1 protein-coding gene is annotated in these 2,779 nt (G+C 65.2%); it reads left to right on the forward strand.

Features of this window, described 5'->3' with window-relative positions; genetic code table 11:
• A partial coding sequence (locus KYX69_RS23090) for a Tn3-like element ISMpo10 family transposase (RefSeq protein WP_300501680.1) occupies positions 1-2,746 on the forward strand: 2,746 nt, incomplete at its 5' end.
• Positions 2,747-2,779 lie beyond the last annotated feature (33 nt).

The raw sequence follows: 2,779 nt of genomic DNA on the forward strand, positions 1-2,779 counted from the left end.
CGTCGCAGAGCAATTGCAGGTCGGACCCGAGGTGCTGGCCGACTACGCGACGCGCGGCCCGACCCGGTACGAACAGCTCGATGCACTGCGCGATGCATTCGGCTTCATGCCGCTCAGTCGGCCGCTGCGAACGACGTTGCAGGAATGGCTCCTGCCGATCGCGCTGACGACGACCAGCGGGGCTAGGCTGGCGCGCGTGATGCTGGATGAGTGCCGGCGACGGCGCATCATTGTGCCGGGCATCAGTTCGGTCGAGCGGATGGTCGCACAGGCGTTGCTCGATGCCGAACGCCATGTCGCCGAGCATCTGACCCGAGGACTCGATGCTCGACAGCGCCGGCTGCTCGATGCGCTTCTCCTGCCCCACACAGGCACGAACTTGAGCGATCTGGCCTGGGTGCGGCAGTCACCCGGCAAGCCCGGCCGAAAGACATTCGCCGCCATCATCGAGCGACTGACACTGCTTCGGGCCATCGGGATCGATCCGGATATCGCCGTAGGCGTCCATCCCGAGCGCCTCCGACGCCTGTGCCAGGAAGGCGTGCGGCTGACCGCGCAACATGTTCGGACGCTGCAAGCGACGCGGCGTCGCGCCACATTGGTGGCGACCATCCTCGAAACCATCGTTACCCTCACCGACGATGCGGTGCTGATGTTCGATCGCCTGCTTGGGCAGATGTTCCGGCGCGAACAGAACAGCGCGGACACGACACTCAAGCGCAACCGGCGCACCATCAACGGCAAGATCCGGCTGCTTGCCCAACTCGGCGCTGCCTTGCTCGCCGCCAAGATATCAGGTGGCGATATCGGCGCTGCGGTCGAGGCAGCGATCGGATGGAATGATCTCGGCCGCGAGGTCGATGAAGCCCGCAAGCTGATCCGCCCCGATTCGGTCGATCCCGTCGCGGTCGCCGCGACCAATTACCCCGTCCTCCGACAGGTCGGTCCCTCGTTCATCGCCTCGTTCACATTCGGGGCGGTGCCAGCCTGCCATGCGCTCGCGCGAGCGGTCGCGATCATGCGCGACCTTCATTTTGGTCATCTGCGCAAATTGCCTGCAGGCACGCCAGTCGGCTTCATCCGGCAAGCTTGGCGTCGGGCGATCGGCACCGGCATTCCCGATCGCAGGATCTATGAATTGTGCGTGCTGGTCGAGCTTCGCGACCGGCTTCGCGCCGGCGACATGTGGGTCGAGGGAAGCCGACGCTATCGTGCTGTCGAGCAGCAACTCATTCCTGCCCCCGTATTCGCCAACATGCGCGCGGCCGGCCCCTTGCCGATACCGGCACCGGATACGGCCGATATCTGGCTGGCCGAACGACGCGCCCGCCTCGCCCGTCGATTGGCCGAGGTCGAGCGAAAGGCGGAGACGGACGCGCTGGAAGACGTGCAGCTCAGCTTGGGCAGGCTGCGGATTTCGCCCTTGAAGGCGATTACTCCCGAGGAATCCGATACCGCCCTTGCGCCGCTCTATGCGCATCTGCCCGCGATCCGCATCACCGACCTTCTTGCCGAAGTCGATCGATGGACCGGGTTCAGCCAGTGCTTCACGCATCTGCAAAGTGGCCGTGCCGCGGATGAACCACGTGCGATCCTCACGGCGGTGCTCGCCGATGCCACCAATCTGGGCCATACGCGCATGGCGGAAGCCTGCAATCTCGTGACCCAGCGCCAACTCGGTTGGCTCGCCTCATGGCATCTGCGCGAGGAAACCTACGGTCGCGCGCTCGCCCGGCTTGTCGACGCCCAACACACCGCGCCGCTGGCCGCGCTGTTCGGGTCCGGCACCTCGTCCAGCTCAGACGGTCAGAACTTTCCGCTCGACCGCCGCGCCCAGGCAACCGGCGCAGTCAATCCGCACAAGGGGACAGAGCCGGCTGTCTCCTTTTACAGCCACGTCTCGGATCGCTACGCGCCGTTCCATTCCACAGTTATCTCCGCTTCGGCGAGCGAGGCGGCACAGGTGCTCGACGGGCTGCTCCACCACGGCGCCGATCTGCACATCGAAGAGCATCACGTCGATGGCGGGGGCGTCTCCGACCATGTGTTCGCGCTATGTCATCTGCTTGGGTTCCGGTTCGCGCCGCGTATCCCGAATATCGCCGCACGCCGTTTGCACCTGTTTAACGGCATCGAACCCGGCCCCGATATTGCGCCGCTGGTCGCGGGCCGCATCGACGAAGGTCTGATCGAGGCACACTGGGACGACGTGCTGCGACTGGGAACCTCGATCCGCACAGGCGTCGTCAGCGCCTCGATCATGCTGGAACGGCTCGGCTCCTATCCACGCGCCAACGGCCTGGCACTGGCGTTGCGCGAGATCGGTCGCGTCGAGCGTACCCTGTTCACGCTCGACTGGATCGAGCAGCCCGAACAGCGTCGCCGCGCCACCCGCGAACTCAACAAGGGAGAAGCGGAAAATGCCCTGAAACGCGCCATCTTCTTCCATCGCATCGGCCGTATCCGCGATCATGCGCTGCAAGCCCAAAGCCATCGGGCGAGCGCGCTGAACCTCGTCGCCGGTGCCATCGTCCTGTGGAACACGACCTACCTGCAAGCCGCCCGGATGCATCTCGCCAACCTCGGCCGGCCGGTCCCGCCGGACCTGCTGCAACACCTATCACCGCTCGGTTGGCAGCATATCAATCTCACCGGCGATTACCTCTGGACCGATCCCGATGCGCCATCCACCGCGCTCAGACCGCTTCGCCAGATGCGCGCCGTCGATGGCCCGGCAAAACCTTAGCGTATATCTGGGTCCGTTCTGTGTACCGACCCC

Origin of the sequence: Sphingomonas sp. (assembly GCF_030145815.1) — a bacterium.
In the GTDB taxonomy this organism is placed as follows: Bacteria; Pseudomonadota; Alphaproteobacteria; order Sphingomonadales; family Sphingomonadaceae; genus Sphingomonas.